The organism is Leclercia sp. CFBP8987 (assembly GCF_034044995.2).
Classification (GTDB): Bacteria; Pseudomonadota; Gammaproteobacteria; order Enterobacterales; family Enterobacteriaceae; genus Enterobacter; species Enterobacter tamurae.
In genome coordinates, this window is sequence record NZ_CM188255.1 from 1,945,467 (window position 1) to 1,961,306 (window position 15,840).

General features: G+C 53.5%; 20 protein-coding genes and 1 other annotated feature. Of the genes, 15 read left to right on the plus strand and 5 right to left on the minus strand.

The genetic code is table 11. The features are described 5' to 3' along the window. Nucleotides 1-37 precede the first annotated feature (37 nt). The 3 genes from SOM40_RS09300 to pfkB form a co-directional block, all read right to left on the minus strand. Complete coding sequence (locus tag SOM40_RS09300) at nucleotides 38-898, minus strand: fructosamine kinase family protein (RefSeq protein WP_106993628.1); 861 nt, start codon at nucleotides 896-898, stop codon at nucleotides 38-40. 105 nt (nucleotides 899-1,003) lie between these two features. Then, nucleotides 1,004-1,294, minus strand: a complete 291-nt coding sequence (ghoS, locus tag SOM40_RS09305) for a type V toxin-antitoxin system endoribonuclease antitoxin GhoS (RefSeq protein ID WP_106993629.1) — start codon at nucleotides 1,292-1,294, stop codon at nucleotides 1,004-1,006. An 89-nt stretch (nucleotides 1,295-1,383) separates the two neighbouring features. Further along, complete coding sequence (pfkB, locus tag SOM40_RS09310; protein WP_320457009.1) at nucleotides 1,384-2,316, minus strand: 6-phosphofructokinase II; 933 nt, start codon at nucleotides 2,314-2,316, stop codon at nucleotides 1,384-1,386. Nucleotides 2,317-2,609: 293 nt separating this feature from the next. Here pfkB and SOM40_RS09315 point away from each other — a divergent pair, with 293 nt between their 5' ends. Together SOM40_RS09315 and SOM40_RS09320 are read left to right on the plus strand one after the other, a co-directional pair. Then, a complete protein-coding gene (locus SOM40_RS09315) occupies nucleotides 2,610-3,368 on the plus strand; it encodes a DUF481 domain-containing protein (RefSeq protein WP_106993631.1) in 759 nt (252 codons plus the stop codon). 256 nt (nucleotides 3,369-3,624) lie between these two features. Further along, a complete protein-coding gene (locus tag SOM40_RS09320; protein ID WP_106993632.1) occupies nucleotides 3,625-3,858 on the plus strand; it encodes a hypothetical protein in 234 nt (77 codons plus the stop codon). A 185-nt stretch (nucleotides 3,859-4,043) separates the two neighbouring features. Here the strand turns inward: SOM40_RS09320 and yniD are convergent, their stop codons facing one another. Both yniD and yncL read right to left on the minus strand, forming a co-directional pair. Further along, nucleotides 4,044-4,151 (minus strand): small membrane protein YniD, encoded by a 108-nt coding sequence (gene yniD, locus SOM40_RS09325; protein ID WP_225759002.1) that lies wholly within the window; start codon nucleotides 4,149-4,151, stop codon nucleotides 4,044-4,046. Nucleotides 4,152-4,251: 100 nt separating this feature from the next. Continuing rightward, on the minus strand, nucleotides 4,252-4,437 hold the full coding sequence (gene yncL / locus SOM40_RS09330) for a stress response membrane protein YncL (RefSeq protein WP_312078419.1): 186 nt from the start codon (nucleotides 4,435-4,437) through the stop codon (nucleotides 4,252-4,254). 233 nt (nucleotides 4,438-4,670) lie between these two features. Here yncL and thrS point away from each other — a divergent pair, with 233 nt between their 5' ends. The 13 genes from thrS to SOM40_RS09395 all read left to right on the plus strand — a co-directional run bounded on the left by thrS (nucleotide 4,671) and on the right by SOM40_RS09395 (nucleotide 15,781). Further along, nucleotides 4,671-6,599 carry a threonine--tRNA ligase gene (gene thrS / locus SOM40_RS09335; protein ID WP_106993633.1) on the plus strand — a complete coding sequence of 643 codons (1,929 nt, stop codon included), beginning with the start codon at nucleotides 4,671-4,673 and terminating at the stop codon, nucleotides 6,597-6,599. Nucleotides 6,600-6,602: 3 nt separating this feature from the next. Further along, the gene (gene infC / locus SOM40_RS09340) at nucleotides 6,603-7,145 is read left to right on the plus strand and encodes a translation initiation factor IF-3 (RefSeq protein WP_106993634.1); all 543 of its coding nucleotides are present in this window, start codon (nucleotides 6,603-6,605) and stop codon (nucleotides 7,143-7,145) included. Between the two features lie 95 nt (nucleotides 7,146-7,240). Continuing rightward, nucleotides 7,241-7,438 (plus strand): 50S ribosomal protein L35, encoded by a 198-nt coding sequence (gene rpmI, locus SOM40_RS09345; protein WP_003030583.1) that lies wholly within the window; start codon nucleotides 7,241-7,243, stop codon nucleotides 7,436-7,438. Between the two features lie 51 nt (nucleotides 7,439-7,489). Further along, nucleotides 7,490-7,846 carry a 50S ribosomal protein L20 gene (gene rplT, locus SOM40_RS09350; RefSeq protein WP_012017122.1) on the plus strand — a complete coding sequence of 119 codons (357 nt, stop codon included), beginning with the start codon at nucleotides 7,490-7,492 and terminating at the stop codon, nucleotides 7,844-7,846. A gap of 116 nt (nucleotides 7,847-7,962) precedes the next feature. After that, nucleotides 7,963-8,086: a sequence feature (Phe leader region), on the plus strand. Beyond that, a complete protein-coding gene (gene pheM, locus SOM40_RS09355) occupies nucleotides 7,968-8,012 on the plus strand; it encodes a pheST operon leader peptide PheM (protein ID WP_001386830.1) in 45 nt (14 codons plus the stop codon). (Overlaps the previous feature by 45 nt.) A gap of 40 nt (nucleotides 8,087-8,126) precedes the next feature. Beyond that, a complete protein-coding gene (gene pheS / locus SOM40_RS09360; RefSeq protein ID WP_106993635.1) occupies nucleotides 8,127-9,110 on the plus strand; it encodes a phenylalanine--tRNA ligase subunit alpha in 984 nt (327 codons plus the stop codon). Nucleotides 9,111-9,125: 15 nt separating this feature from the next. Then, nucleotides 9,126-11,513, plus strand: a complete 2,388-nt coding sequence (gene pheT, locus SOM40_RS09365) for a phenylalanine--tRNA ligase subunit beta (RefSeq protein WP_320457008.1) — start codon at nucleotides 9,126-9,128, stop codon at nucleotides 11,511-11,513. A 4-nt stretch (nucleotides 11,514-11,517) separates the two neighbouring features. Continuing rightward, the gene (gene ihfA / locus SOM40_RS09370; protein WP_006820203.1) at nucleotides 11,518-11,817 is read left to right on the plus strand and encodes an integration host factor subunit alpha; all 300 of its coding nucleotides are present in this window, start codon (nucleotides 11,518-11,520) and stop codon (nucleotides 11,815-11,817) included. A 101-nt stretch (nucleotides 11,818-11,918) separates the two neighbouring features. After that, nucleotides 11,919-12,899 (plus strand): vitamin B12 ABC transporter permease BtuC, encoded by a 981-nt coding sequence (gene btuC / locus SOM40_RS09375; protein ID WP_313824573.1) that lies wholly within the window; start codon nucleotides 11,919-11,921, stop codon nucleotides 12,897-12,899. Between the two features lie 36 nt (nucleotides 12,900-12,935). Beyond that, nucleotides 12,936-13,487, plus strand: a complete 552-nt coding sequence (locus SOM40_RS09380) for a glutathione peroxidase (protein ID WP_106993638.1) — start codon at nucleotides 12,936-12,938, stop codon at nucleotides 13,485-13,487. Further along, nucleotides 13,487-14,242 carry a vitamin B12 ABC transporter ATP-binding protein BtuD gene (gene btuD, locus SOM40_RS09385; protein WP_166182235.1) on the plus strand — a complete coding sequence of 252 codons (756 nt, stop codon included), beginning with the start codon at nucleotides 13,487-13,489 and terminating at the stop codon, nucleotides 14,240-14,242. The genes SOM40_RS09380 and btuD overlap by 1 nt, the downstream gene beginning before the upstream one ends. Before the next feature lie 72 nt (nucleotides 14,243-14,314). Then, nucleotides 14,315-14,779, plus strand: a complete 465-nt coding sequence (locus SOM40_RS09390) for an NlpC/P60 family protein (RefSeq protein ID WP_106993640.1) — start codon at nucleotides 14,315-14,317, stop codon at nucleotides 14,777-14,779. Between the two features lie 288 nt (nucleotides 14,780-15,067). Then, complete coding sequence (locus SOM40_RS09395) at nucleotides 15,068-15,781, plus strand: EAL domain-containing protein (RefSeq protein WP_166182236.1); 714 nt, start codon at nucleotides 15,068-15,070, stop codon at nucleotides 15,779-15,781. Nucleotides 15,782-15,840 lie beyond the last annotated feature (59 nt).

Sequence of the window (15,840 nt, forward strand, 5' to 3'; positions counted from 1 at the left end):
GTTCATTGCCGGGCAGTGCTGCCCGGCAGTCTGTGCGTTACGCTGCCAGCACCCGCTCGAGCGCCCTCTGCGCAGTCACCAGATGCTCGCCGCCAAACAGAATGGCGCGGTTCATCAGGGTATAGAGCTGATACACCGGCTGTCTTTGCAGAAAACCGGCCGGTAACGGCGAGATCGACTGATAGCCGTCGTAAATCTGCGGCGGTTGTTCAGGATGCAGCGGCAGCATAGCCAAGTCGCACTCCCTGTCTCCCCAGTAGCAGGCCGGATCGAAGATATAAGGACCGTTCGGGCCCAGCGCGCAGTTATCGGACCATAAATCCCCGTGTAGCAGCGAAGGCTGCGGCTGGTGCGAGGCCAGGCGCTGCTGAATATGATCGACAATGGCATCGATGTTGCCGAACTCCAGCCCTTTTTCTGCCGCCAGCTCCAGTTGCCAGCCGATCCGTTGTTCAGCAAAGAAGGTCGCCCAGCGTCGTTGCCAGGCGTTAGGTTGCGGCGTGGTGGAGAGGTCATTGTCAAAATCGAGACCGAATTGCGGCTGCTCGCTCCACTGATGCAGGCGAGCAATCTGCTGCCCCAGAATAAAAGCGTTGTGCGCATCGAGCGGACGGGCAGGGAGGTAGTCCATCACCAGAAAGCTGTAGTCGCGATCGCTGCCGACGGCCCAGACCTGGGGGACAGAGACAGTTTTGCTGCGGGAGAGCAGCTCCAGCTGGTCAGCTTCCGCGGTGAAGATGGGTAACAGCTCGCGTTCATCACATTTTACGAAGAGGTCGCGTCCTGCATAGCGAAGATGCCATGCGGCGTGGATCTCGCCCCCTGGCAGCTCGTTACGCAGTTCAATTTCACCTTCGCCCAGTTGTTCACTTAAAAGATGACTGATAGCCTGCCACATGATAGCTCTCCCATGTTGTCTGCCAGATCATAAAGTTAGCGTGAAACTATGGTCAAAAAACACGAACTAACGCACATCTGGGCCGTTTGGTTGACCCTATGGCATTTATTGTTGCTGCTGGTGCCAGTTTTCCCAGCTCGTCACCTCAACCTGGGGCGCTTTACCGGTGGCGCTCTCTACCAGACCCGTGGTCAGCGCTTTTACCTCGTCTTCACTCAACGCGCTAATCAGTCCGTAGGTATGGGTCCCCAGCTCGTGCAGCGTGCCATCCTCGTCGGTCATGGTCAGTAAAAAACCGCCGCGGGTAAGATGGTTGTTGATTTCATTGAGTTCTGTCAGCGAGTCTTCATGAATTTTGACGGTTACCACGTAGCGAGCGATCTCTCCACTGCTCATAATTCACCTCGTTGTTATCACGAAAGTTTTTTTAGCATAGACAATTCATGCCATTTGTCGCCCTCGCCGGGTCACCGGGAGGGCCATGATTACGCATTGGTCAGATAAGTGAATATTTTCTGTGTGTCATCCAGTGAACAGAGCCGGGTACCGTGATTGATGGTCGCCGCGCTGCCTGCCGCCACGCCGTATTGGGTCATCTCTCGTAAGGAGGCACCCTGCGCCAGCTTCAGGGTCATGGCCCCCACCATGCTGTCACCCGCGCCGACGGTGCTCTGGCTTTTCATCGGCGGTGGTACAACCTGCACTGAACCGGTCTCATCCACGGCCAGCGCACCTTGTGGGCCGAGCGACACCACGACTCGCCGGGCTTTGCCGGTTTTCACCAGCTCTTCAGCGGCGCGGCGCACGTCATCCGGCTGGCTGAGATCGCGATTGACCAGCGCACTCAGCTCTTTCTGATTGGGTTTCACCAGCTCGATATTACCGAGGGTCAGCGCGGCGCTGAGGGCCTCCCCGGAGCTGTCAACGATGCAGCGGATACCGTTCTGTTGCGCAGCGCGGATCAGCTGCGTCAGCCGTTCGGTTTTGACCCCGGGTGGCAGACTGCCGCTGATAACCAGCAGTGCGCCGCTCTCGATGGCCAGCACTTTCTCTTCCAGCTGGCGAAACTCATCATCGCTCAGCGTCGCACCGGGCATCACAAAGCGGTACTGCTCGTGGGTGGATTCAACATGCACGTGCAGGTTTTGCCGGGTCCAGTCGTGGGACTCAATCGTGTCCACGGCGACTTGCTCATCAGCCAGAAGCGAGACCAGATGCTCGCCTGTGGCGCCGCCCGCGGGAAAAATGGCAGTGGCTTTTCCGCCGAGGTGCACAATGGCGCGCGCCACGTTAATCCCACCGCCGCCGGGTTCAAATACCGGCGCGCTGCAGCGGAGTTTACCTTCAGGATAGAGTTGTGCCGTCAGGGTTGCGCTGTCCAGAGAAGGGGAGAGCGTCAACGTAAAGATACGATCCATGCTGATCTCCTTTGAATGAGGATAGCCTTAAGCCTGGCACCTAACCCGCGGAAGGGAAAGTAAATAACAATATGATTTTAAATATGAATATCGTTACGTACCCTGACGTTTATTTATAAATAACCGGCTGGTTTAAGATCGTTCTTATTCCAAAAATGAAACAAGAAATCATTGCTATGTTATTTGAGCCTTTTTATAATTTGTTACCTTTCGTGGGATCTCATGGCATTGATCCGCAAGAAAGTTTCCGGGACCGTAATGGTCTCTTTTTTTGTTGTACGGACTCTTTATAAATGAAGCTTTTAAAGACAGTACCCGCTGCAATGATGGTAGCGGGAGGCCTGTTTGCGTCAATGCATGCAACAGCCGATGATTCCGTTTTTACTGTCATGGACGATCCCTCCACTGCACAGAAACCTTTTGAAGGCAACCTGAACGCAGGTTATCTGGCGCAATCAGGCAATACCAAAAGCTCCTCCCTGACCGCTGACACCACTATGACCTGGTACGGCACCAGCACCGCCTGGTCGCTGTGGGGTAACGCCAGCAATACCTCATCTAACGATGAGCGCTCTTCCGAGAAATATGCGGTGGGTGGGCGTAGCCGTTACAACATGACTGACGTTGACTACCTCTTCGGCCAGGCAAGCTGGTTGACCGACCGCTACAACGGCTATCGCCAGCGTGATGTAGCAACGGCCGGTTATGGTCGTCAGTTCCTGAACGGCCCGGTACACAGCTTCCGCTTTGAATTTGGTCCGGGTGTACGTTACGACGAATATACCGACGGCGACACCGAAACCCAGCCGCTGGGCTATGCGTCCGGGACCTATGCCTGGCAGATGACCGATAACGCCAAATTTACCCAGGGCGTCTCTGTCTTTGGCGCTGACGACACTACCGTCAACTCTGAGACTGCGCTGAACGTGGCGATTAACGCCCATTTCGGGCTGAAGGTTGCCTACAATGTGACCTGGAACTCTGAGCCACCCGCCTCTGCACCGGAACATACCGATCGCAGAACTACCGTCTCTCTGGGCTACAAGATGTAATCGCAGCGGGCCAATAATATATTGGCCCGTTTTTTAATTTTTGTGCTGATAAATAACAAACAGTGTTTTAAAATATAGCCGCAGCCGATATCTCCATATTTTCTCCATAATTCCCCGCTTTGTTAACATTCAGTTTATTTGACACGAATTGATAAATATTTTGACTATGCAAAAGTGTGATCTAGATCTAAACTATGAGGACAAGTTAGATATTGCTCTAAGTTGGTCTGTATTAATTCAGTAAGAGAAAAACATCATGAATAAAATCACAACTGCTTCTGCAGCAATAGTGCTTTCTGCACTGTCGTTCGGCGCATTTGCCGCTGATTCTGCATATAACTCTGCCAGTGACACGTCTACACAAATTGGCATCACGAAAGCCTCTGATGTAGAAGCCGGATCGAACATCGCCCCGGGCTCGCAATCTACCGGGCAATCCATGGATGACGCGTTCGACGTGCATAAACTGGTTGCCGGTGAATGGTCCTGATTGATTCGTCAAACACGATAAATTCATTTGCTGGTTGTTATTGCCGCTAAAAAAAACCGGATTCTGATGTACCGGTTTTTTTATTTCTGTATTTTGTGTAAAGATAATTAAAACGTAAGTTTATATTCGTTGGGATTACGCAAAAAAGCGTAACAACGTTAACTTACAGAAGAGGGAAGATGAGATTAACCCCAAAGCATGGCTGCCCAACGGAATAACATCAGGGCAGCACAAAGGGTGATTAACACAATCACCATCTTCCAGTATTTTTTTGAAAAGCGTTTCGTCGGCATCAAATCATCCTTGTTCTTTGGTGGCGGTAGTTTACCAAAGAGCAAAAATAATTGCGCTTCGCCGGGATGTCAAAGCGTCAGGCGCTTGCAACTATGAGCTTCAAAACCAGTGAAACTTATCTGCCAGAATCACGAGTAATGCGGTGGCAGAAAGAATGTTGAGGATAACGACTGTTCTGCTGGATACGTTCATAATATGCCCCATAGCGTGTTGAAGGACCTGTTCAAGAATAGCCCAGCCCCCCGGTATTGCGAGAAGCTGTTTGAATTTCAACGTTAAACTCATGCAAAAGTACTAACGCGTTCAATCTGCCCGTAAGGGTGTTTTCACCCTGGCGTTAGTGTTACCATCAACAGGCTGATCGTAAATTGCCATTTTTCTGATTTCGATCCTGTGCATGATTGCGGGCCAATTTGACGATTGTTGGTCAGATGGCTTTGCAATTCACTGTAAATTAAAGATTATTTTCTTTGCATATGCTCTTATGTGTGGGGCATCACTGCAAATAAGGACATAAAATGCCTGTAATTACTCTTCCTGATGGCAGCCAACGCCATTTCGACCGCGCCGTCAGCCCAATGGATGTTGCGCTGGATATCGGCCCGGGTCTGGCGAAAGCCACTATTGCTGGCCGCGTAGACGGTGCGCTGGTTGATGCTTCCGATTTAATTGAAAACGATGCGAAGCTGTCGATCATCACCGCGAAAGACGAAGAAGGTCTGGAGATCATTCGTCACTCGTGCGCTCACCTGCTCGGTCATGCGATCAAGCAGCTGTGGCCTAACACCAAAATGGCTATCGGCCCGGTTATCGACAACGGTTTCTACTATGACGTTGACCTTGACCACACGCTGACCCAGGAAGATATCGAAGCCCTCGAAAAGCGTATGCACGAGCTGGCTGAGAGCAACTACGACGTCATCAAGAAGACCGTCAGCTGGCACGAAGCGCGTGAAACCTTCGTGAAGCGTGGCGAAAACTACAAAGTCACTATTCTTGACGAGAACATTGCTCATGATGACAAGCCTGGCTTGTATCATCACGAAGAATACATCGACATGTGCCGTGGACCGCACGTGCCGAACATGCGCTTCTGCCATCACTTCAAACTGATGAAAACCGCAGGCGCTTACTGGCGTGGCGACAGCAACAATAAAATGTTGCAGCGTATCTACGGTACCGCCTGGGCTGACAAAAAAGCCCTGAACGCGTATCTGCAGCGCCTGGAAGAAGCGGCGAAGCGTGACCACCGTAAAATCGGTAAACAGCTCGACCTGTATCACATGCAGGAAGAGGCGCCGGGTATGGTCTTCTGGCACAACGATGGCTGGACTATCTTCCGCGAACTGGAAACTTTTGTGCGTTCCAAGCTGAAAGCGTACCAGTATCAGGAAGTGAAAGGCCCGTTCATGATGGACCGTGTGCTGTGGGAAAAAACCGGCCACTGGGACAACTACAAAGATGCGATGTTCACCACCTCCTCTGAGAACCGTGAATACTGCATCAAGCCAATGAACTGCCCGGGGCACGTTCAGATCTTTAACCAGGGTCTGAAATCCTATCGCGATCTGCCGCTGCGTATGGCAGAGTTCGGTAGCTGCCACCGTAATGAACCATCAGGCGCACTGCATGGTCTGATGCGTGTGCGTGGCTTTACGCAAGATGATGCGCATATCTTCTGTACTGAAGATCAGGTACGTGATGAAGTTAACGCCTGTATTCGTATGGTCTACGATATGTATAGCACCTTTGGCTTCGAGAAGATCGTGGTCAAACTCTCAACGCGCCCGGAAAAACGTATCGGTAGCGATGAGACCTGGGATCGTGCTGAGGCGGATCTCGCCGTGGCGCTGGAAGAGAACGGTATCCCGTTCGAATACCAGCTGGGCGAGGGCGCATTCTACGGTCCGAAAATTGAATTTACCCTGTATGACTGTCTCGATCGTGCATGGCAGTGCGGTACTGTACAGCTGGACTTCTCCCTGCCGCAGCGTTTAAGCGCCTCTTATGTTGGCGAAGATAACGAGCGTCAGGTGCCGGTAATGATTCACCGTGCTATCCTCGGTTCACTGGAGCGCTTCATCGGCATCCTGACCGAAGAGTTCGCGGGCTTCTTCCCAACCTGGCTTGCGCCAGTGCAGGTGGTAGTGATGAACATTACTGATTCTCAGGCTGATTACGTTAAAGAATTGACGCAGAAACTACAAAATGCGGGCATTCGCGTAAAAGCAGACTTGAGAAATGAGAAGATTGGCTTTAAAATCCGCGAGCACACTTTACGTCGTGTCCCGTATATGTTGGTCTGTGGTGATAAAGAGGTGGAAGCAGGCAAAGTTGCCGTTCGCACCCGCCGTGGTAAAGACCTGGGCAGCCTGGACGTAAATGAAGTGATTGAGAAGCTGCAACAAGAGATTCGCAGCCGCAGTCTTCAACAACTGGAGGAATAAGGTATTAAAGGCGGAAAACGAGTTCAAACGGCACGTCCGAATCGTATCAATGGCGAGATTCGCGCCCAGGAAGTTCGCTTAACAGATCTGGAAGGTGAGCCACTGGGGATTGTGAGTCTGAGAGAAGCGATCGAAAAGGCTGAAGAAGCTGGAGTAGATTTAGTTGAAATCAGCCCTAACGCCGAACCGCCAGTTTGTCGTATCATGGACTACGGCAAGTTCCTTTATGAAAAGAGTAAGTCTTCTAAGGAACAGAAGAAGAAACAAAAAGTTATCCAGGTTAAGGAAATCAAATTCCGTCCTGGTACCGACGATGGCGATTATCAGGTAAAACTCCGCAGCCTGATACGCTTTCTCGAAGAGGGCGATAAGGCCAAGATCACACTGCGTTTCCGCGGTCGTGAGATGGCCCACCAACAGATCGGCATGGAAGTGCTTAACCGCGTCCGCGACGATCTGAGTGAACTGGCTGTAGTCGAATCCTTCCCTACGAAGATCGAAGGCCGCCAGATGATCATGGTGCTTGCTCCTAAGAAGAAACAGTAGGCCTTCAAGTAGCAATTTCTGTGGAGCCGAAAGGCTTCACAGATTTTGTTCGCCTTTGTTTCGTTTATTAACAATGCGAAGTGGAAGTTATTAAAATGCCAAAAATTAAGACCGTACGCGGTGCTGCTAAGCGCTTCAAAAAAACCGGTGGTGGTGGATTTAAGCGTAAGCACGCAAACCTGCGTCATATTCTGACCAAAAAATCTACTAAGCGTAAACGTCACCTGCGTCCAAAAGGCCTTGTTTCTAAAGGCGATCTGGGCCTGGTAATCGCGTGCCTTCCGTACGCATAAGTCGTTAACGTTTTTTAACTTTTTAATTAGAATAGATACAGGAGAGCACATATGGCTCGCGTAAAACGTGGTGTAGTTGCCCGTGCACGTCACAAGAAAATTTTGAAACAAGCCAAAGGCTACTACGGTGCGCGTTCACGCGTATACCGCGTTGCCTTCCAGGCAGTTATCAAAGCTGGTCAGTACGCTTACCGTGACCGTCGTCAACGTAAACGTCAGTTCCGTCAACTGTGGATTGCGCGTATCAACGCAGCAGCACGTCAGAACGGTATTTCTTACAGCAAATTCATCAACGGCCTGAAAAAAGCCTCTGTTGAAATCGACCGTAAGATCCTGGCTGACATCGCAGTATTCGACAAGTTAGCGTTCACCGCGCTGGTCGAAAAAGCGAAAGCAGCTCTGGCATAAGCCAGTTGAAGAGGGAGCTCTGCTCCCTCTTTTCGTTTCAACAGCATCAAAACGTTGACAATTTTTCGCCGACCCTTTTCAATAAGGCGTTAGGTCCCTTACCATACAAGGTAATGCAAGCATGAATGCTGCTATTTTCCGCTTCTTCTTTTACTTTAGCACCTGATATCAGGGGGCTAGCGCGTGAAAGACGAAACGGAAAACAGCGCCAGAAAGCCTCCTGATGGAGGCTTTTTTCGTATCTGCCGCTTGTAAATATCGCTACATAACGAGGAAAACCATGTCACATCTCGCAGAGCTGGTTGCCAGTGCAACGGCCGCCATTAACCAGGCCTCAGATGTTGCCGCGTTAGACAACGTCCGCGTCGAATATCTGGGCAAGAAAGGGCACCTGACCCTTCAAATGACTACCCTGCGTGAGTTGCCGCCAGAAGAGCGCCCGGCTGCAGGTGCGGTGATTAACGAAGCCAAAGAGCAGGTTCAGCAGGTACTGAACGAGCGTAAAAACGCGCTGGAAAGCGCCGCGCTGAACGCACGTCTCGCTGCCGAAACCATCGATGTCTCCCTGCCAGGGCGTCGTATTGAGAACGGTGGTCTGCACCCGGTCACCCGCACTATCGACCGTATTGAAAGTTTCTTCGGTGAGCTCGGCTTTACCGTGGCGACTGGCCCGGAAATCGAAGACGATTACCATAACTTCGATGCCCTGAATATCCCAGGCCACCACCCGGCACGTGCTGACCACGACACTTTCTGGTTTGATGCTACCCGCCTGCTGCGTACCCAGACCTCTGGCGTGCAGATCCGTACCATGAAGGAGCAGGAGCCGCCGATCCGCATCATCGCCCCGGGCCGTGTCTATCGTAACGACTACGATCAGACCCACACCCCAATGTTCCATCAGATGGAAGGCCTGATCGTTGATAAAAACATCAGCTTCACCAACCTGAAGGGCACGCTGCACGATTTCCTGAACAACTTCTTTGAGGAAGATCTGCAGGTTCGTTTCCGCCCGTCCTATTTCCCGTTCACCGAACCGTCCGCAGAAGTTGACGTGATGGGTAAAAACGGCAAATGGCTGGAAGTGCTGGGCTGCGGCATGGTGCACCCGAACGTCCTGCGTAACGTTGGCATTGACCCGGAAGTGTACTCCGGCTTTGCGTTCGGTATGGGGATGGAGCGTCTGACCATGCTGCGTTATGGCGTGACCGACTTACGCGCTTTCTTCGAAAACGATCTGCGTTTCCTCAAACAGTTTAAATAAGGGCAGGACAGAACAATGAAATTCAGTGAACTGTGGTTACGCGAATGGGTGAACACCGAGCTCGACAGCGAGGCGCTCTCTAACCAGATCACCATGGCAGGCCTGGAAGTGGACGGCGTTGAGCCGGTTGCCGGCGCCTTTAACGGCGTGGTTGTCGGTGAAGTCGTGGAGTGCGGTCAGCACCCGAACGCAGACAAACTGCGTGTCACCAAAGTTAACGTGGGCGGCGAACGCCTGCTGGATATCGTCTGCGGGGCGGCAAACTGCCGTCAGGGCCTGAAAGTGGCCGTGGCCACCGTTGGTGCGGTGTTGCCGGGCGATTTCAAAATCAAAGCGGCAAAACTGCGTGGCGAGCCGTCTGAAGGCATGCTGTGCTCCTTCTCCGAGCTGGGTATTTCCGACGATCACTCCGGCATCATTGAGCTGCCAGCGGATGCGCCAATTGGCACCGACCTGCGCGAATACCTGAAGCTCGACGACAATACTATCGAGATCAGCGTCACCCCGAACCGTGCCGACTGCTTAGGCATTATCGGTGTGGCCCGCGACGTAGCGGTACTGAACCAGACCGCACTGAACGCGCCTGAGATCGCCCCTGTTGCGTCCACTATCACCGACACCCTGCCAATTCAGGTTGAAGCTGCTGACGCCTGTCCGCGCTACCTGGGCCGTGTAGTGAAAGGTATCAACGTTAAGGCGCCAACGCCGCTGTGGATGAAAGAGAAGCTGCGCCGCTGCGGCATCCGTTCTATCGATGCGGTGGTTGACGTAACCAACTACGTCCTGCTGGAGCTGGGTCAGCCGATGCACGCGTTCGATAAAGATCGTATCGAAGGCGGGATCGTCGTGCGCATGGCGAAAGAGGGTGAAACGCTGGTCCTGCTGGACGGCAGCGAAGCCAAACTGAATGCCGACACCCTGGTCATTGCCGATCACGGCAAAGCCCTGGCGATGGGCGGTATCTTCGGCGGCGACCACTCCGGCGTGAATGATGAAACCCAGAACGTACTGCTGGAGTGTGCCTTCTTCAGCCCGCTGTCTATTACCGGCCGCGCACGCCGTCATGGTCTGCACACCGATGCGTCACACCGCTATGAGCGTGGCGTGGATCCGGCCCTGCAGTACAAAGCGATGGAACGTGCCACCCGCCTGCTGATCGACATCTGCGGCGGCGAAGCCGGTCCGGTGATCGATGTCACCAGCGAAGCCCATCTGCCGAAGCCTGCGACCATCACCCTGCGTCGCAGCAAGCTGGATCGCCTGATTGGTCATCACATTGCCGATGCGCAGGTGAGCGACATTCTGCGCCGTCTGGGCTGTGAAGTGACCGAAGGACAGGACCAGTGGACCGCCGTGGCACCGAGCTGGCGTTTCGATATGGAGATCGAAGAAGATCTGGTGGAAGAAGTGGCCCGCGTTTACGGCTACAACAACATTCCTGATGAGCCGGTGCAGGCTGGCCTGGTGATGGGTTCACATCGTGAAGCCGACCTCTCTCTGAAGCGTGTGAAAACCATGCTGAACGACAAAGGCTATCAGGAAGTGATCACTTACAGCTTCGTTGATCCAAAGGTGCAGCAGCTGATCCACCCGGGCCAGGAAGCCTTGATCCTGCCAAGCCCAATCTCCAGCGAAATGTCCGCCATGCGTCTGTCCCTGCTGACCGGCCTGCTGAACACCATCGTCTACAACCAGAACCGTCAGCAGAGCCGCGTGCGCATCTTCGAAAGCGGTCTGCGCTTTGTGCCGGACACCCAGGCTAACCTCGGCATCCGTCAGGATCTGATGCTGGCAGGCGCTATCTGCGGCAACCGCTATGAAGAGCACTGGGATCTGAGCAAAAACAGCGTTGATTTTTATGACCTGAAGGGCGATCTGGAATCGGTGCTCGATCTGACCGGTAAATTGTCTGAAATTGAGTTCCGTGCTGAAGCTATTCCAGCCCTGCATCCGGGCCAGAGCGCCGCGATTTATCTGAAAGGTGAACGCGTTGGTTTCATTGGTGTTGTGCACCCGGAGCTGGAGCGCAAGCTGGATCTTAATGGCCGTACGCTGGCGTTCGAACTGGAGTGGAACAAGGTCGCAGACCGCGTCATTCCTCAGGCTCAGGACATTTCTCGCTTCCCGGCGAACCGTCGTGATATCGCCGTTGTAGTGGCCGAAAATGTGCCTGCCGCAGATATTTTGGCCGAATGTAAGAAAGTTGGCGTAAATCAGGTAGTTGGCGTAAACTTATTTGACGTGTACCGCGGCAAGGGCGTAGCAGAGGGCTTTAAGAGCCTGGCTATCAGCCTGATCCTTCAGGATACCAGCCGTACACTCGAAGAAGAGGAGATTGCCGCTACCGTCGCCAAATGTGTAGAGGCATTAAAAGAGCGATTCCAGGCATCATTGAGGGATTGAACCTATGGCGCTTACAAAAGCTGAAATGTCCGAATATCTGTTTGATAAGCTTGGGCTTAGCAAACGGGATGCCAAAGAGCTGGTTGAGCTGTTTTTCGAAGAGATCCGTCGCGCTCTGGAAAATGGTGAGCAGGTAAAACTCTCCGGCTTTGGTAACTTTGATTTGCGCGACAAGAATCAACGTCCGGGTCGTAACCCGAAGACGGGTGAGGATATTCCCATTACAGCCCGCCGCGTGGTGACCTTCAGACCCGGCCAGAAGTTAAAAAGCCGTGTCGAAAACGCTTCACCCAAAGCAGAGTGATATGATCTAACCAAAAAGGCCGCTGATGCGGCCTTTTTTCTTTGCGCTGCCGTAAACCCGCCGTAAAATCAATTACATCATTCACCCGCAAAATGACTCCGATGCCCGAATTTGCCCGTCAGCAGTACCGCTCCGATCTGCGTAAATTGCTCTTTCTGTCACTGGCGCTGGTGATCGCGCTGGGCGTGAGCCTGTGCGCCGGCGATCGGTGGATCGGGCCTGAGGCATGGTTTACTCCCCGGGGGGAGCTGTTTATCTGGCAAATCCGCCTCCCGCGTACCCTGGCCGTGGTGCTGGTAGGCGCGGCGCTGGCGCTTAGCGGAACCATCATGCAGGCCCTGTTCGATAATCCGCTGGCAGAGCCAGGATTATTAGGCGTCTCGAACGGCGCCGGGGTCGGGCTGATTGCCGCCGTGATGCTCGGTGGCGGGGCACTATCGGGCTGGAGTTTAAGCCTCTGCGCTATCGCCGGGGCGCTGATTATTACCCTTATTTTGCTGCGTTTTGCCCGTCGTCATCTCTCCGTGAGCCGCCTGCTGCTTGCCGGGGTGGCGCTGGGGATCATCTGTAGCGCCCTGATGACCTGGGCGGTCTATTTCTCCACCGCCTTCGATCTCCGTCAGCTGATGTACTGGATGATGGGCGGCTTCGGCGGCGTGGACTGGGGGCAGGGCTGGCTGATGCTGCTGCTGGCACCGGCTATCGTCTGGGCCTGCTTTCAGGCCGCGCCGCTGAACATTCTGGTGCTGGGGGAGATTTCCGCCCGCCAGCTCGGCCTGCCGCTCACCTTCTGGCGCAACACGCTGGTGGTCGCCATCGGCTGGATGGTGGGGGTGAGCGTGGCCCTGGCTGGCGCGATTGGATTTATTGGTCTTGTCATCCCCCATATGCTGCGTTTGTGTGGTATTACCGATCACCGGCTGTTGCTGCCCGCTGCGGCGGTGACAGGGGGCGCAACGCTGCTTTGCGCTGATATTATCGCGCGCCTGGCACTCAACGCCGCGGAGCTGCCCATTGGGGTAGTGACCGCAACGCTGGGCGCACCCGTGTTTATCTGGCTACTCTTAAAAGCCGGACGTTAAGTACAGCCCATCTGAACCACAACCTGAGAGAATGCTATGCCGAACGATATTCTGAACACTGAAGTAACGACCATTGATGGCAAAACCACCACCCTGGAAGAGTTCAAAGGCCAGGTACTGCTGGTAGTGAACGTGGCATCGAAATGTGGCCTGACGCCGCAGTATGAGCAGCTCGAAAACATCCACAAAGCCTGGGCAAAGGATGGCTTTACCGTGCTCGGTTTCCCGTGCAACCAGTTCCTCGGCCAGGAGCCAGGTAGCGAAGAGGAGATCAAAACCTTCTGCAGCACCACCTATGGCATCACCTTCCCGATGTTCAGCAAAGTCGAGGTCAACGGCGAAGCGCGCCATCCGCTGTATCAAAAATTGATTGCCGCCGCACCGGTGGCTGTCGCGCCTGAAAGCAGCGGTTTTTATGAGCGTCTGGCGAGCAAAGGTCGCGCGCCGCTCTATCCGGATGACATCTTATGGAATTTCGAAAAATTCCTGATTGGTCGCGATGGGGAAGTGGTGCAGCGTTTTGCGCCGGATATGACGCCTGAAGACCCGATCCTGATGGAAGCGATTAAGCTGGCACTCGCGAAGTAATGTCGATTCTGATGCAGCTCAATGGCGTGGCGGAACACGGGCGTCTGCAGCCGCTTTCCGCCCAGGTGAATGCGGGGGAGATCCTGCACCTGGTCGGCCCGAACGGAGCAGGCAAAAGCACATTGCTTTCGCGTATGGCCGGGCTGAGCGCCGGGCAGGGCGAAATCCTGTTGCAGGGGGAATCCCTTTCCCGGTGGTCCTCCGCGTCGCTGGCCAGCCGCAGGGCCTATCTGGCGCAGCAGCAAACTGCGCCCTTTGCCATGCCGGTCTGGCACTATCTGACGCTGCATCAGTACGACAGTCAGCAAAAAACGCTGTTAAGCGAGGTAGCAGCGGCGCTGGGGATTGAGGATAAGCTGTCGCGACACGTCAGCCAGCTCTCCGGCGGGGAGTGGCAGCGCGTGCGGCTGGCTGCGGTGATCCTGCAAATTCACCCCAGCGGCAACCCGCACGGCCAGCTGTTGCTACTGGACGAGCCGATGAACAGTCTCGACGTCGCCCAGCAGGTGGCGCTCGACCGGCTGTTAAGCGCGCTGTCCCGCCAGGGCATTGCGGTGGTGATGAGCAGCCACGATCTGAACCACACGCTGCGCCACGCCCATCGTGTCTGGCTGCTGAAGCGGGGTCAGCTGATCGCCAGCGGCACGCGCGACAGCGTGTTGACGCCGCCGAATCTGGCCAAAGCCTACGACATGTCCTTCCGTCGGCTGGATATCGAAGGTCACAGAATGATCATTTCGACGTCGCAGGAATAGCCGCTTGTTGCAGAGCGACATATTCACAGGCTAAATTACAGAAAGCACAAAAAACCAGAGGATTCGTCAGGAATGCGATTCTGTTTTCTCCTTGTGGCCGCGCTATTTCTTGCAGGATGCAGCAGCCATCGCGCACCGCCGCCGAATGCGCGGCTGTCTGATTCTATTGCCGTGATTGCAGGCCTGAACGATCAGCTGCATAACTGGGGCGGCACCCCTTATCGCTACGGCGGCATGTCGCGTGGTGGAATTGATTGTTCGGGTTTTGTGCTGCTGACTTTCCGCGATCGGTTTGCGCTCAAGCTGCCGCGCGAAACGCGCCAACAGGCAACTATCGGCACCGAAATTGATAAAGACGACCTGCTCCCGGGCGACCTGGTATTCTTTAAAACCGGTTCCGGCGAAAGCGGGCTGCACGTCGGGATTTACGACACCGATAACCAGTTTATTCATGCCTCCACCAGCCGGGGAGTGATGCGTTCCTCTCTTAATAACGTCTACTGGCGCAAAAATTTCTGGCAAGCCCGACGTATTTAGTCCTGTCGCGCTTCCTGGCGCGACATTTTCTTTCATCTGAAAATGAAATTCATTAGCCGGCCTTAATTGTGGAGAAATAGTTAGTCGCTGAATTAATTTGATGCAATTCTTATTGTTAGCGACAACTGGCTATTAAGCAGTATCCAGGATAAGATTATTTCAGGACTAAGGAAAATCCGAATATTTAATGGAACGAATGAAATTAATCTTATTAAAATCCATAAAGTTGAATTGCTTCAGCATATGTTTCAGGATGTCTTGTATCGTTTTTAAACCGGGTCGGACGCCATGATTGTGATGCTGGATATTGCTTATCAGTCTGAATTGTTATTACTCCCTGCGCGACATGATTCTGGGGCGCTTACCGGCCTTGAAATAGTCGTGAACTTTGTCGGAGTAGATAATCAGGTCCGTATTCCGACGGAGCTGGTGCGCCCGTACCTGTCTCCCGCGCAAGAGCTGACGCTGTTTCAGGAACAACTGGCAATGCTCGACAGCTGCAAACTCTTTTTTATTCAGCAACAGCTGACGGCATGGATAAATATCTCTCCGGTCATTGTTGAATACCTGTTAACGGAAGAAAACGGGGTTGCAATAGGTGAGCAACATCCGTGGCTGGAGTTCTGCATTAATGAGAATTATCCGGATCTGAATAAAGGCAATATGAATACGGCTCTGATGGACTTTGCTCTGCGTTTTCCTCTGGTACTGGGCAATTTTGGCGCCGGGGATGCCTCCACTAAAGCCATTTTTGATGGCATGTTTAAACGTGTGGCGCTGGATAAAAACTTCATTCAACAGCATTTAAATGATAATACATTCGAACTGTTATTACGGGCGATCATGACTCAGGTTTCGCCTTACTGTCAGTCGTTGATGGTGGCGGGCGTGGACGATGAGCTTGTCCTGCAGCGCCTGTCGGCATTTGGCTTTAGCGCCATGCAGGGCGGGTTATGGCCTGCCGTTCCCCTTGAACGCATTACCACCCTGGTGCAGGGATAACCCTTTTCTTGCCTGGTGTTTAACATCTGATAAACCCACTACACTAAAAGCAGGAGGAC

What these genes read in the sequence shown, in the direction of transcription:
- pfkB (WP_320457009.1), bottom strand. Translation starts at nt 2,316, where the DNA reads ATGGATCGTATCTTTACGTTGACGCTCTCCCCTTCTCTGGACAGCGCA.
- pheT (WP_320457008.1), top strand. Translation starts at nt 9,126, where the DNA reads ATGAAATTCAGTGAACTGTGGTTACGCGAATGGGTGAACACCGAGCTC.
- SOM40_RS09320 (WP_106993632.1), top strand. Translation starts at nt 3,625, where the DNA reads ATGAATAAAATCACAACTGCTTCTGCAGCAATAGTGCTTTCTGCACTG.
- SOM40_RS09300 (WP_106993628.1), bottom strand. Translation starts at nt 898, where the DNA reads ATGTGGCAGGCTATCAGTCATCTTTTAAGTGAACAACTGGGCGAAGGT.
- btuC (WP_313824573.1), top strand. Translation starts at nt 11,919, where the DNA reads ATGCCCGAATTTGCCCGTCAGCAGTACCGCTCCGATCTGCGTAAATTG.
- ihfA (WP_006820203.1), top strand. Translation starts at nt 11,518, where the DNA reads ATGGCGCTTACAAAAGCTGAAATGTCCGAATATCTGTTTGATAAGCTT.
- SOM40_RS09395 (WP_166182236.1), top strand. Translation starts at nt 15,068, where the DNA reads ATGATTGTGATGCTGGATATTGCTTATCAGTCTGAATTGTTATTACTC.
- rpmI (WP_003030583.1), top strand. Translation starts at nt 7,241, where the DNA reads ATGCCAAAAATTAAGACCGTACGCGGTGCTGCTAAGCGCTTCAAAAAA.
- SOM40_RS09315 (WP_106993631.1), top strand. Translation starts at nt 2,610, where the DNA reads ATGAAGCTTTTAAAGACAGTACCCGCTGCAATGATGGTAGCGGGAGGC.
- ghoS (WP_106993629.1), bottom strand. Translation starts at nt 1,294, where the DNA reads ATGAGCAGTGGAGAGATCGCTCGCTACGTGGTAACCGTCAAAATTCAT.
- yncL (WP_312078419.1), bottom strand. Translation starts at nt 4,437, where the DNA reads ATGAGTTTAACGTTGAAATTCAAACAGCTTCTCGCAATACCGGGGGGC.
- rplT (WP_012017122.1), top strand. Translation starts at nt 7,490, where the DNA reads ATGGCTCGCGTAAAACGTGGTGTAGTTGCCCGTGCACGTCACAAGAAA.
- btuD (WP_166182235.1), top strand. Translation starts at nt 13,487, where the DNA reads ATGTCGATTCTGATGCAGCTCAATGGCGTGGCGGAACACGGGCGTCTG.
- SOM40_RS09390 (WP_106993640.1), top strand. Translation starts at nt 14,315, where the DNA reads ATGCGATTCTGTTTTCTCCTTGTGGCCGCGCTATTTCTTGCAGGATGC.
- pheS (WP_106993635.1), top strand. Translation starts at nt 8,127, where the DNA reads ATGTCACATCTCGCAGAGCTGGTTGCCAGTGCAACGGCCGCCATTAAC.
- thrS (WP_106993633.1), top strand. Translation starts at nt 4,671, where the DNA reads ATGCCTGTAATTACTCTTCCTGATGGCAGCCAACGCCATTTCGACCGC.
- yniD (WP_225759002.1), bottom strand. Translation starts at nt 4,151, where the DNA reads ATGCCGACGAAACGCTTTTCAAAAAAATACTGGAAGATGGTGATTGTG.
- SOM40_RS09380 (WP_106993638.1), top strand. Translation starts at nt 12,936, where the DNA reads ATGCCGAACGATATTCTGAACACTGAAGTAACGACCATTGATGGCAAA.